Source organism: Desulfovibrio piger ATCC 29098 (assembly GCF_000156375.1).
In the GTDB taxonomy this organism is placed as follows: domain Bacteria; phylum Desulfobacterota; class Desulfovibrionia; order Desulfovibrionales; family Desulfovibrionaceae; genus Desulfovibrio; species Desulfovibrio piger.
In genome coordinates, this window is record NZ_DS996354.1 from 94,196 (window position 1) to 107,001 (window position 12,806).

7 protein-coding genes are annotated in these 12,806 nt (G+C 64.9%); 1 reads left to right on the forward strand and 6 read right to left on the reverse strand.

The features are described 5' to 3' along the window. Positions 1 to 210: 210 nt before the first annotated feature. The 6 genes from DESPIG_RS02515 to DESPIG_RS02540 all read right to left on the reverse strand — a co-directional run bounded on the left by DESPIG_RS02515 (position 211) and on the right by DESPIG_RS02540 (position 10,877). Positions 211 to 1,446, reverse strand: a complete 1,236-nt coding sequence (locus DESPIG_RS02515) for an LL-diaminopimelate aminotransferase (protein ID WP_006004654.1) — start codon at positions 1,444 to 1,446, stop codon at positions 211 to 213. A gap of 2 nt (positions 1,447 to 1,448) precedes the next feature. Next, a complete protein-coding gene (gene dapF / locus DESPIG_RS02520) occupies positions 1,449 to 2,348 on the reverse strand; it encodes a diaminopimelate epimerase (RefSeq protein WP_040369127.1) in 900 nt (299 codons plus the stop codon). Continuing rightward, positions 2,341 to 6,921: a glutamate synthase large subunit gene (gene gltB, locus DESPIG_RS02525; protein WP_006004658.1), complete on the reverse strand. Its 4,581-nt coding sequence runs from the start codon at positions 6,919 to 6,921 to the stop codon at positions 2,341 to 2,343. The genes dapF and gltB overlap by 8 nt, the downstream gene beginning before the upstream one ends. Before the next feature lie 97 nt (positions 6,922 to 7,018). Continuing rightward, positions 7,019 to 9,175 carry a glutamine synthetase III family protein gene (locus DESPIG_RS02530; protein WP_006004660.1) on the reverse strand — a complete coding sequence of 719 codons (2,157 nt, stop codon included), beginning with the start codon at positions 9,173 to 9,175 and terminating at the stop codon, positions 7,019 to 7,021. A 111-nt stretch (positions 9,176 to 9,286) separates the two neighbouring features. Further along, positions 9,287 to 9,622 (reverse strand): P-II family nitrogen regulator, encoded by a 336-nt coding sequence (locus tag DESPIG_RS02535; protein ID WP_006004664.1) that lies wholly within the window; start codon positions 9,620 to 9,622, stop codon positions 9,287 to 9,289. Between the two features lie 46 nt (positions 9,623 to 9,668). Then, positions 9,669 to 10,877, reverse strand: a complete 1,209-nt coding sequence (locus tag DESPIG_RS02540; RefSeq protein ID WP_006004666.1) for an ammonium transporter — start codon at positions 10,875 to 10,877, stop codon at positions 9,669 to 9,671. Between the two features lie 741 nt (positions 10,878 to 11,618). Here DESPIG_RS02540 and DESPIG_RS02545 point away from each other — a divergent pair. Further along, entirely contained in the window at positions 11,619 to 12,230 is a 612-nt protein-coding gene (locus DESPIG_RS02545) for an HPP family protein (RefSeq protein WP_081446799.1), read from the forward strand. Positions 12,231 to 12,806 lie beyond the last annotated feature (576 nt).

A 12,806-nucleotide genomic window follows, 5' to 3' on the forward strand; every position in this document is an offset into this window, starting at 1 on the left:
GCAGTATCTTACCTTGTTGATGACAGCATGAAAAAGGCCCGCCAGAGCATGACTCCGGCGGGCCTTATGCATAAGGGAGCGCTTCGTGCCTTCCCCGCGCTCCGCTATGCTCCGGGGAAAATTCGCCCTGTCTTTCCCAAGAGGAGAAAGGCAGGGGGTGGAGAAAGGGCCGGCTGCATCGATGGCAAAGGGCCCTTCCCCGGCTGATCGTTACAACTGCAGTCCCTGCAAACGCTCCAGGGCTTCGGTGGTATCCTCCTCACTGCCGAAGGCGGTGAAGCGCACATAACCTTCGCCGCTGGGGCCAAAGCCCGCACCGGGGGTGCAGACAAGGGACGTGCGGGACAGCAGAAGGTCGAAGAAGTCCCAGGAGCCCATGCCGTCAGGCGTCTTCACCCAGATATAGGGGGCATGGATGCCGCCGTAGCAGGCAAGGCCCATGGCCTCGATGCCGGAGCGGATACGGGCCGCATTGGCCATGTAGGCCGCGATGGTGGCGCGGACCTGTTCCTGGCCCTCAGGGCTGTAGACGGCCTCGGCGGCACGCTGCACGATGTAGGGGCAGCCGTTGTACTTGGTGCTCTGGCGGCGCTTCCACATATCCTGCAGGCGGATGCGGGAACCGTCCGGGCCGGGGATGGTCACCGCGGCCGGGATGGCGGTGAAGGCGCAGCGCAGGCCGGTGAATCCCGCGGTCTTGGAGAAGGAGCGGCATTCCACGGCCACCTCTTCGGCGCCGGGGATCTCGAAGATGCTGTGCGGCACGTCGCTGTCCGCATCCTTGATGAAGGCTTCGTAGGCCGCGTCATAGATGATGAGGGCCCCGTGGCGGCGGGCATAGTCCACCCAGGCAGCCAGGGCGTCCCTGTGCAGCACCGTGCCCGTGGGATTGTTGGGATAGCAAAGGTAGATGATGTCGGGCACCGCAGCGGGAAAGTCCGGCACGAAGCCGTTGGCTTCCGTGCAGGGCAGATAGATGAGGTCGCTCCAGCGCTCGCCCGTCCACCGGCCTGCGCGGCCTGCCATGGCATTGGAATCCACATAGACAGGATAGACCGGATCGGTGACCGCCACACGGCAGGACAGGGAGAACAGCTCCTGGATGTTGGCCACGTCACACTTGGAACCGTCACTGACGAAGATGTCCGCGGCGTCCATCCGCACGCCGTGGGCCCGGTAGTCATGCGCGGCGATGGCTTCGCGCAGGAAATCATAGCCCTGTTCCGGGCCGTAGCCCTTGAAGGAAGCGGAAGAGGCCATCTCATCCACTGCCGTGTGCAGGGCCGTGATGACGGCAGGCGGCAGGGGGCGGGTCACGTCGCCGATGCCCAGGCTGATGACGGGCAGGGCGGGATTTTGTTCCCGGTGCGCGCGGACCCTGGCGGCCACCGTGGCGAAAAGATAGGCACCGGGCAGTCCGGCGTAATGTTCATTGCTGCGGATCATGGTTAGTCCTCCTGTCCCTGGGCAGGGCTGTATTCTCCAGAAAACACGGTGCGGGCCGGGCCGGTCATCAAAATATGTCCCGTCCGTTCGTCCCAGCGGATGTCCAGCGTGCCGCCGCGCAGCTGCACGGCCACTTCCCTTCCGGTATGGCCGGTAAGGTGGCAGGCCACGGCCACGGCGCAGGCGCCGGTGCCGCAGGCCAGGGTCTCTCCGGCGCCCCGTTCCCAGACGCGCATGCGCACATGTCCCGCATCGATGAGCTGCACGAATTCGGTATTGGTGCGGCTGGGGAACCAGGGATGGTGTTCGAAGGCCGGGCCCACCACAGGCAGGTCCAGACTATCCACATCGTCCACGAAGACCACGGCATGAGGATTGCCCATGGATACGCAGGTCATGGTCCATTCACGATCCAGGACCCGGATGGGCTGGCCGATACACGGACTTTCGGGATCCGATGCCGTGTCGGGGCAGACGGGGATGCGCTGCCGGGCCAGTTCCGGCGTGCCCATGTCCACACAGACACGGGAGGGGCATCCCCCGGCATCGTCCACCCGCTGCAGGAGCTTGATCCCGGCCAGGGTCTCCAGCCGGATGACGGGCCTGTCGGTCAGGGCATGTTCCCAGGCAAAGCGTCCCACGCAGCGGGAAGCGTTGCCGCACATCTCGGCTTCGCTGCCGTCGGCATTGAACATGCGCATGCGCAGGTCGGCGCTGTCCGGTGAGGTGGGCGGCAGGATGAGCACCAGCCCGTCGGAGCCCACCCCGTAATGCCTGTCGCTGACGGCACGGGCCAGCACGGGGATGTCCCCTTCCGCGAGCCGCAGATCTTCAGAGACCCCGTCAAGATAGACGTAATCGTTGCCGCAGCCTTCCATCTTGGTGAAGGCGATCTTACGCATGGTCGTTCTCTCCTCGTGCATGGAACACTTCTTCGGTGGCGGAGGCGGTCTCCGCGTCGTGGGCGGCTTCCGCCTGACGGCGGAGCACGTTCTTGTAATCCAGCGGCATGACCTTGACGAAGAGCGGCAGGGCGGCATCCCAGTTGGCCAGCAGGGACGCGGCCTTGGCGCTGCCGGTGCAGGCCGCGTGCCGTTCCACCAGACGGCGCAGCAGAGCCTGATCCTCTTCCTGCCAGATGGATTCCAGATCCACGCTCTCGATGTTGCAGCGGTTCTGGAAATGTTCGTCCAGGTCATAGACGAAGGCCGTGCCGCCGCTCATGCCTGCGGCGAAGTTGTAGCCGGTGCGTCCCAGCACGACGACGGTACCGCCGGTCATGTATTCGCAGCCGTGATCGCCCACACCTTCCACCACAGCGCAGGCACCGGAATTGCGCACGGCAAAACGTTCCCCGGCCTGGCCGCAGAAGTAGGCTTCCCCGGCGGTGGCGCCGTACAGGGCCACGTTGCCGGCCACGGCCTGTTCCGCTGCCACGAAGCGGGCCCCGGCATCGGGGTGGACAACGATGGTGCCGCCGGCAAGGCCCTTGCCCGCGTAGTCGTTGACGCTGCCTTCCACCTCAAGGGTCACGCCGGGGGCCAGGAAGGCCCCAAGGCTTTGCCCGGCCTGGCCATGGAAGTGGAGATGCAGGCTGCCCTGGGGCAGACCGGCGGCCCCGTGGCGCAGGACGATGCTGCCGGAAAGGCGCGCGCCCACGGCACGGTCCACATTGCGGATGGCCCGCTCGATGCGCAGATGATCGCACTGGCCTGCCAGCACGGGTTCGGCAGCCTGATCGAGATCCTGTTCCAGCGCCGTGGGTTCGCAGACACGGGGGAAACCACCGGCGTGATGTTCGCAGGCCGCGTCAGGCGTCCAGAGCAGGCGCGAGAGATCGAGGGAAGCCGCCCGGCCCGTGATGTCCGTACGCTGTGCCAGCAGGTCGGCATGGCCGACGGCTTCGTTCAGGGAGCGGAAGCCCAGGGAGGCCAGCTCGCGGCGCACGTCCCCGGCCAGCAGGCGCAGGAAGCGTTCCACATGTTCGGGACGGCCCTTGAAGCGGGCACGCAGCTTTTCGTCCTGGGTGGCGATGCCCGCAGGGCAGCGGCCCTTCATGCAGTTGCGGCACATGACGCAGCCCATGCTGACCATCAGCGCCGTCCCGAAGGCGAATTCCTCGGCGCCCAGCAGGGCAGCCACGAGCACGTCGCGGCCGGTGCGCAGCAGACCGTCGGTCTGGAGGGAGACCCGCCGGCGCATGCCGCAGGTCACCAGCGCCTGATGGGCTTCGGCCAGACCGGATTCCCACGGCAGGCCCACATAGTGGATGGCGGAATGGGGACTGGCACCGGTACCGCCGTCATGGCCGGAGATGACCACGCAGTCCGCACCGGCCTTGGCCACGCCCACCGCGATGGTCCCGACACCGCTTTCGGCCACCAGCTTGACGGAGATGCGGGCCGAAGGATTGAGATGGCGGAGGTCGTAGATGAGCTGCGCCAGATCTTCGATGGAGTAGATGTCGTGGTGCGGTGGCGGGGAGACCAGAGAGACCCCGGGCATGGTGGCACGGACGCGGGCGATGTCCACCGTGACCTTGTAGGCGGGCAGCTGGCCGCCTTCACCGGGCTTGGCACCCTGGGCCGCCTTGATCTGGATCTCTTCCGCATGGGCAAGATATTCCGCCGTGACGCCAAAGCGGCCCGAAGCGATCTGGCGGATGCGGGAGCGCGCGTCATGGCGACGGCCGTCCGCATCCGTCCGGGGCGTGTTGCGGGCCGGATCCTCGCCGCCTTCACCGCAGTTGGAGGGCACGCCGCAGGCATTGCAGCCTTCGGCCAGGGTGCGGTGGGCTTCGTCACTGATGGCGCCGTAGGAGATGGCCGCGCCGACAAAGTGCCGCAGGATGGCCTCTTCCGGCTCCACCTCGTCCAGCGGGACGGGCGTCCGGGCCGGGTCGGGAGCGATCTCCAGCAGGGAGCGCAGCGTGAAGCCCTGGGCTTCCTGCCCGTTACAAAGGCTGGAGAAGGTCTGCCATGCCGGGGAGGGAGCCTGTCCGGCCATTTCTTCATTGACGGCCGTATGCAGGGCACGCACGGTGCGGGGGCTCCAGAGGCGTGCCGAAGGGGCGGCCGCGGAGGTGCCGGCATCGTCCCAGGCCTGCGCGTGACGCAGGGCGGCATCGCGGGCCAGCGTCTCCAGACCGATGCCGTTGATGGAACAGGGCGTACCCGTGAAATAGCGGTCGATGACATCCTGTGCCAGCCCCAGGGCCTCGAAGGGCTGCGATCCGCGGAAAGAGCGCAGGGTGGAGATGCCCAGACGGGCGAAAGCCTTGAGCAGGCCCTTCTTCAGGGCGTTGATATAGCGTTCCTGAGCGTCTTCCTCGTCAAGAGGACCGGCGTCCGTACTCAGGCGGCCTTCCCGGGCCATGCGGCGGACGGCATCCAGGGCCGCGTGCGGGCAGACGGCATTGACGCCGTAGCCGATGAGCTGTGCCATATGGATGACCTCGCAGGCCTCGCCGCTTTCCGCGATGATGCCGCAGGCATGGCGAAGCCCGGCACGGATGAGGTGATGGTGCAGGCCCGCGCAGGCCAGCAGGACGGGGATGGGCGCCTTGTCCGCCGTCATGGCCGTATCGCTCACCACAAGGATGGTGGCGCCTTGGGCGATGGCTGCCTCGGCGTCCGCGAACAGACGGTCCAGGGCCGCGCGCAGGGCTTCCCCGTCGCCGTGGGCCGGGAAGGTGGCGTCAAGAGTGACGGCCCGGACGGCGGGACGCCGGGAGGCCCGGATCCGGCGCATGTCGTCCGTGGTGAGGAAGGGATGGGGCAGGCGCAGGACGGCGCAGCTTTCGGGGCCCGGTTCCAGGATGTTGCCCGCACGTCCGGCATGGCCCATGAGCGACATGGACAGCTGTTCGCGGTAGGGGTCGATGGGCGGGTTGGTCACCTGGGCGAAGCGCTGCTTGAACCAGCGGAACAGGGATTGCGGCTCGTCGCTGAGGCAGGGCAGGGGCTTGTCCGTCCCCATGGAGCAGACGGGCTCCTGGGCGTTCTCGGCCATGGGCACGAGGACCTGACGCTGCCAGGCGCTGTCGCAACCGGCCTGACGCAAGCGGCGTTCCAGGGGCGGCAGGGCGTGTGCGGTGTCGTTCTCTTCGCCCATGCTGTTCAAGGTCTCAAGGCGTACGGCATGCTTCTGGAGCCAGCGGCGCCAGGGCTGGGAGCGGATGACCTGCCCCTTGATCTCCGCATCGGGAGCGATGCGGTGATGTTCCACGTCCGCCAGGATCATGCGCCGGGGCTGGAGCTGGCCGCGCTGGATGATGTCCTCTTCAGGCACGTCCACAAGGCCGCTTTCCGAGCCGAGCACCATCAGGCCGTCCCGGGAGACGCTCCAGCGGCAGGGGCGCAGCCCGTTGCGGTCGAGCATGGCGCCCACGCGCCGCCAGCCGTCGGTGAAGACGAGGCAGGTGGGACCGTCCCAGGGCTCCATGAGGGACGAGTGATATTCGTAGAAGGCGCGCTTGTTGTCGCCCATGACGAAGGTGGGGCCGAAGGGCTCGGGGACCATCATCATCAGGGCGTGGGGCAGGGTGTAGCCCGCGCGGACGAGCAGCTCCAGCACATTGTCCAGGGTCCCGGAATCCGAAGTGTCGGGATTGATGACCGGCAGGGCGTCCTTCAGATGCGCCCCCAGCAGGGGCGAGGAAAGCACGGCCTCGCGCACGCCCATGTGGGCCGCGTTGCCGCGCAGGGTGTTGATCTCGCCGTTATGGGCGGCTAGGCGGAAGGGCTGGGCCAGCGGCCACGAAGGCAGGGTGTTGGTGGAAAAACGTTCGTGGAACACGGCAAAGGGCGCGGCGCAATCCTCGTCCGTCAGGTCGGTATAGAATTCGCCCAGCCGGGAGCCGGGGAGCATGCCCTTGTAGACGATGCTCCGGCAGGAGCAGCTGGCCACATAGAACAGACGGGTGTCCTGTCCCTGCCGGCGCAATTCCTTCCAGATCAGGTTCTCGGCCATGTGCCGGGCAAGGAACAGGCGGCGTTCAAGGGCTTCGGGATCATGGAGCTCGGCGGCTTCGGGGGAGCGGGTGTCCGGCAGGACGAGCAGCTGCAAAAATCCGGGCATGGTCTGGCGGGCGGCGGGAGCCAGCACGTCTTCCCGCACAGGGACGTCGCGCTCGTCTTCCACGCGCAGGCCGCAGGCCGTGAAGATCTCGCGGAAGCGCTGCAGGCACAGCGCCCGCAGCGCCGCATCCCGGGGCAGGAAAAGCTGGGCCACGGCCCAGGGCGCGGCGCAGACCGACAACGCGGGCCACTGGCGCAGGAAGAACCCGCGCGGCAGGGGGAAGAGGATACCGGCGCCATCACCGTTCCTGCCGTCACCGCCGCCACGATGGGCCATGCGGGTCATGGCCCCCAGGGCCATGTTCATCACGTCATGACGGCTCTGGCCGTCCAGATAGGTAACAAAACCCACACCGCAGGCATCATGCTCCCGGCGGGGATCGAAAAGACCGTTCATATGTCACTCCTGGGAAGGCTGGGGGAGTGGAGGGAAAACGTCCCCGGGCGGGGATGGTCATGCCCGGCCCGGGGAGACAAAGAGACCAGTTAGAGGATCAATGCAGCCAGAGCATCTCCGCGTAGGAGGGCAGCGGCCAGACGGCGGCGTTGAGCATGCGCTCCAGGGCGTCGCAGTGTTCGCGGCAGGCCTGCATGGCAGGGACAACCCCGTCGCGGGCGATACGGGCGGCCGTATGGGCGTCCGCAGCGGCACGCAACGCGGCGAGCTGCTGTTCCAGGGCGGAAAGGGCACAGCTCAGGCCCACGGTATGGCCGCGCAGGCTGGTGAAGCGCTCTTCCTCCATGGCGGCCTCGGTGCTGACGGCCCGGGTCTTGAGCACCAGATCGGCGGCAGCGGCCTGCTCCTGCAGGGCGACGGGCAGGATCTGCGTGCGGGACATGTCCAGCATGAGCGAGGCTTCGATGGCGATGGTCTTGGCGTAGGTGTCCAGCAGGATCTCCTGCCGGGCCAGCATCTCGCGCTCGGAAAGCACGTTCTGGCGCAGGAACACATCCATGACTTCAGGCGTGTTGTAGCGTTCCAGGGCGTCCACCGTGGTGGCCAGGTTGGGCAGGCCGCGACGGGCCGCCTCCACGGGCCATTCCTCCGAATATCCGTTGCCGTTGAAGACCACGGCCTGATGTTCCCGGAACAGGCGGGGCAGCAGCTCCTGCAGGGCGGCATTGAGGCTCGTGCCGGAACCCACGGTGGCTTCCAGCTCGGTGGCGATGTCGTCCAGGGCGCAGGCCATGGCCGTGTTCAGGGCGATGTTCACCGGCGCGATGGACTGGGAGGAACCCACGGCCCGGAATTCGAACTTGTTGCCGGTGAAGGCAAAGGGGCTGGTGCGGTTGCGGTCGGAAAGATCAACGGGCAGGGGCGGCAGGGAGGAAACGCCGATCTCCATGCTGGTGCGGCCGGGCTTGTGGGTCACACCGTTCATGATGGTGTCGATGACGTCGGTCAGCATGTCGCCCAGATAGACGGAGATGATGGCCGGCGGAGCTTCGTTGGCGCCCAGACGGTGATCGTTGCCCGCACCCACCGTGCCCAGACGCAGGGCGGCACTGTGCTTGTGCACGGCCCGCAGCACGGCGGCCAGGAAGACGAGGAACTGGGCGTTGTCCAGCGGGGTCTTGCCGGGATCGAGCAGGTTGTTGCCCTCGGAATCGCTGATGGACCAGTTGTTGTGCTTGCCGCTGCCGTTGACGCCGGCAAAGGGCTTTTCGTGGAGCAGGCAGATGAAGTCATGCCGCGGCGCGATCTCGTGCAGCAGGTTCATGATGAGCATGTTGTGGTCGGTGGCGATATTGGCGTCCTCGTAGATGGGCGCGATCTCGAACTGACCGGGGGCCACCTCGTTATGCCGGGTCTTGGCAGGGATGCCGAGGCGGAACAGGGCGTCCTCCACATCCTGCATGAAGGCCATGACGCGCGCCGGGATGGAGCCGAAGTAGTGGTCTTCCATCTCCTGGCCCTTGGCGGGCGGGGTGCCCATCAGCGTGCGGCCCGCCAGCAGCAGGTCGGGGCGCAGGGCGGCCAGACGGCGGTCGACAAGGAAGTATTCCTGTTCCGGACCCACACTGGGGCGCACGAAGGTGGCCGTATCGTTGCCGAACAGGCGCAGGATGCGCAGGGCCTGCCGGGAAAGGGCGGAAATGGAACGCATGAGCGGGATCTTGCGGTCCAGGGCCTCGCCCGAATAGCTGTAGAACAGGGTGGGCACATGCAGGGTGCGGCCGATGATGAAGGCAGGGACCGTGGGATCCCAGGCCGTGTAACCGCGGGCCTCGAAGGTGGAGCGCAGGCCGCCGGACGGGAAGGAGGAGGCATCAGGCTCGCCGCAGATGAGCATCTTGCCCGAGAATTCGTTGATGACGCGGCCTTCACCGGTGGGAGTCAGGAACGCATCGTGCTTTTCGGCCGTCAGGCCGGTCATGGGCTGGAACCAGTGGGTGTAGTGCGTGGCGCCCTTGCTGATGGCCCAGTCTTTCATGGCGCAGGCCACGGTATCCGCGATGTCCGGGTCAAGGCGTTCGCCGCGGGCGATGGTGGCCTTCAGCATGCGGAACACGGGCTTGGGCAGGCGCTTCTGCAGGATGTCGAGGGAGAAAACGTCGCAACCGAAGATGGCGTCGATCTCGGTGGCGGGGGGCTGGTGGTCCGGGTGGCTCTGGGCTATCTGCCGGATGGCATCAGTGCGGGCATTCATGAGGGACTCCTTGGAACTCTTTTTTCAGGCCCGCCGGAAAGGGGAGAGGGTGAGACCTTTCGCGGCAGGCCTGATGGGGAGGAAAACGGGAAAATGTTGAACAGCTGTTCCTTACAGGGCGGCGGGGCCGCGTTCACCGGTACGGATGCGGATGGCGTCCAGCACGTCGTAGATGAAGATCTTGCCATCGCCGATCTCGCCGGTGCGGGCCACGGAAACCGCCTGCAGCACCTTTTCCAGCGCTTCGTCATGGACCACGATCTCGATCTTGATCTTGGGCAGGCAGTCCACGGCGTAGGTGGTGCCGCGATAGACTTCCGTATGCCCGTGCTGGCGGCCGAAGCCGCGCACTTCGCTGTAGTTCATGCCGTGGATGCCGATAGTGGTCAGCTGCTGCTTCACTTCTTCGAACTTGGACGGACGGATGATGATTTCGAGCTTTTTCATGATGGGCTCCAGATATTCCTGACAGCAGGTGGAGAGGTCTCGACAGTTACAGGGTGTAGCCGCGTTCGTTGTGCAGGCTGAGGTCCAGGCCCCGGATCTCGGAGGCGGGATCCACACGCAGGCCCACCAGGGCATCCGTCAGCTTCAGCAGGATGCGGCTGACCAGGTAAACGAAGCTCCAGGTGGCGACGATGGAGATGACCTGGACCACGAGCTGCCACGGGTTGCCGTAAAACAGACCGTTGACGCCGTTGATGCTGGCGGAGGCGAACAGGCCGGTGGCAAAGGCGCCCCAGGTACCGCCCACACCGTGGATGCCCACCACGTCGAGGGCGTCGTCATAGCCCAGACGGTTCTTGAGCAGGATGCCGCCGTAGCAGATCATGCCGCCGGCAAAGCCGATGACCAGGGCGGGCATGGCTCCCACGAAACCGGCCGCAGGCGTGATGGAGACGAGGCCCGCCAGCGCACCGGAAATGGCACCCAGGGTCGTGGCCTTGCCGAAGCGCAGGTATTCAAGGAGCATCCAGCCGAAGATGCCGCCGGCCGTGGCCAGATGGGTGGTGACCAGGGCGTGGCCCGCAAGGGCGTTGGCAGCCAGGGCGCTGCCGGCATTGAAGCCGAACCAGCCGAACCAGAGCAGGCCGCCGCCAAAGAGCGTCATGGGCAGGTTGTTGGGGATCATGGGCGTCTTGCCCAGGTCAGTACGGGGGCCCACCGCATGGGCGCAGGCCAGGGCCGCTGCGGCGGAAGCCATGTGCACCACGGCACCACCGGCAAAGTCCACGGCGCCCAGCTTGGCCATCCAGCCGCCGCCCCAGACCCAGTGCGCCATGGGGCAATAGACGAAGACCGTCCAGAGCGCGGAAAAGACCAGCATGGCCGAAAAGCGGATGCGTTCGGCGTAGGCACCGGAGATGAGCGCCACGGTAAGGGCCGCGAACATGCACTGGAACGCCATGAAGACATTGTGCGGCAGATTGGCGACCGGGCCGTTGGCTTCGCCCCCCACTCCTATGAGGAACACATGGTCAAGGTTGCCGATGAGGCCGGAAATATCGCCGCTGAAGGCAAGGGAGTAACCGAACAGGGCCCAGAGGATGGAGACCATCCCCAGAGAGGCATAGCTGTGCATGCACGTGGAGAGGATGTTCTTTGACCGGACGAGCCCGCCGTAGAACAAGGCCAGGGCCGGGGTCATGAGCATGACGAACGTGGCGCAAAGAATGATGAACGCGGTGTCTGCGGGATTCATGGAAAACCTTCCTGTGGTCTGGCGGTGCGACAGGTACCGGACTTGTGCACTGCGGAAACATGATTGCCGTTTTCTCAGACAGCGAGCAGCGGCAGACGTCACAGGACAAAGCAAGCCCTGTGCCATAACCGGTATCGAGGAAGGTTTGTTTTATTTAATATGCTGGAATTACTTATAAAAAATTATTTCTAGGCAAGGGGCATGACAAAACAGGGGAAAATGACTTGTTGGGGAAGGCATATTTCTACCAAAACGTAGAAATGGCATGGACATGCAAGCATGTGCTTTGCGGCACAAACGGGATGTAATGCGGGATAAGTTTGAAAAATCAAATGGATATACTGGATATGCTTATTTTCTACCAAAATGTGAAAAATAATCATACTGCTCATTGATTGAGCGCTCAGTCATGGATGTTTGAGATATATCATTTTGGTATCGTTATCTTTTTTTTGATTTATACCAAAATGTGGACAGGACGCAGTTATCGGGCAGAGCGGACGGCGGCATATCCTGACCGCTTTCTGGAGCGGGGCGTTCCCTGCAGATCAAGGCGGAGCCGGCAGGGGAAAAGCATTTTGGGATAGGGATGCCCGAAAAGGCCGGAGGACCTGCGCAGTGGTCCTGCTATTGCCAGGAAAAGACAGCTTTCGTGCGCTCGCACACGGAATCCTGGACGTGATGCGGGTATCTCCCTGTGGATCGAAGGTCATACCTTCAAACACAAACAAGGAGATCGGCATGCCCGAACAAAGATGGTTGGCAGGAAAGGGAGCCAGTACTCTCAGGATAGGGCGGGCCTGGCTGGGAAGTTGTTGCGGCCTTTTGCTGGTAGCAGCTCTGGACAGGTTCGTCGTGGGAGATTACGGCGTCCCCATGCTGATAGGGTCTTTCGGAGCCTCGGCAGTCCTGCTGTTCGCGGCCCCGGACAGTCCCTTGTCCCGTCCACGCAATCTGCTGGGAGGGCACTTTTTTTCTGCCTTGGTCGGTGTGGCCTGCGCGCAATGGCTGCCGCCCTTCTGGGCCATCTGCCTTTGCGTGCCCACAGCCATCGCCGTTATGATGCTGAGCGGGACCCTGCACCCGCCGGGAGGGGCCACGGCCCTTATCGCCGTAACGGGCGGTGAGCAGATACGGCAACTGGGCTTCTGGTACGCTGTGGTCCCCTGCCTGGCCGGAGCCGCTCTCATGCTGGCCGTCGCCTGGGTCATGACGGCGGTGGTTTATCGGTGGGGCAACCTGCATGGCCGTGTGATCGTGGGGGAAGAGAGAGATACATCGGCTCTCCGCATCCTGTCGGAGAGGGAAAACGCGCGGCCCGTCCGGCAAGATGCGGGGTCCCGTATGGCATAAAGATCAGAGCAGGCCCGGCAGTGGGGAATGCAGGGCGGCAGTTCCTGCCTGTATTTCCCCTGTCATCCTCTATCTTGCCTGCGGGAGGGGAATAGTCTACATTATAAAAGGAGTAACCGAATCACTATGCTTTAGTGGACATTCCCTCTCTAAAGGAGATAGCTTGATGATAAAAAAGGTTTTTACCGTGCTGTTGGGTCTTCTGGTGGCTGGCACCATGATTTCTGTGGACTGTTCGGATGCGGCGGTCAAGCGTAACCGCGTGCGTCCTCGTACGGTCAGCAAACCGGTGACGCAGCCTGCCCCGACGGCCACGCAACAGACCACTCTGCCCCGGCAGCGGCGGCTACGACGACAGCTCCCAGGACGGCTACGTCCCCTGCGGCTACGGCCACCCAGCCCACCACGGCCCAGGGCATGCCCTATGGCCAGACGGCGGCACCCGGCCAGACCATGGCCGCACCCCAGTCGCAGGGTAGCGGTATGGGCAGCGCCCTGCTGGGGGTGGGGGCCGGTCTTGCCGGCGGCTACCTGCTCAACAGCGCCCTGTCCGGCTCTGACGCCACCGCCGCCGAA